Here is a 369-nt window from a genome sequence, read left to right as displayed (position 1 = left end):
CGGAGTCGGCCGGGTAGCCGTAGAGGCGGACGGTCGCGTCGAACGGCTCGTCGGTGCCCAGGCGGTTGGCGCCGACCACGTCCTCGATCTTGCGGCCGTTGTGCGGGGCCGTCTCCAGGATCGCGAAGTCCTCGTCCTGGGCGCCGACCGGCCGGACTTCACCACCGTCGCGCTGCGCCCGCGCGCCGTGTGGGGCCCGCGCGACCCCGCGGGGTTCATGCCGCGCCTGCTGGCGAAGATGATGGCCTTCTCGTCGATCCCCATGAACCGCACCGAAAGGCCCGGCTGGTATTCGTCCGGAATTCCGGTCTGGTTCAGGCCGATGACGCCCTGATTGTCCTCGCCGACCCGCATCGCGATGATCGAGCT

The 369-nt window shown here is 70.2% G+C and carries 1 pseudogene; it reads right to left on the bottom strand.

Going from position 1 to position 369, the window contains the following annotated elements:
• Positions 1–237: 237 nt before the first annotated feature.
• A pseudogene (locus PUR71_RS06535) lies at positions 238–369 on the bottom strand (hypothetical protein); the annotation flags it as partial.

The sequence above is a fragment of the Streptomyces sp. SP17BM10 genome (assembly GCF_036322405.1).
Lineage (GTDB): Bacteria > Actinomycetota > Actinomycetes > Streptomycetales > Streptomycetaceae > Kitasatospora.
Note: the sequence above shows the minus strand (reverse complement) of the source record. Positions and strands in the feature narration are given on the sequence as shown.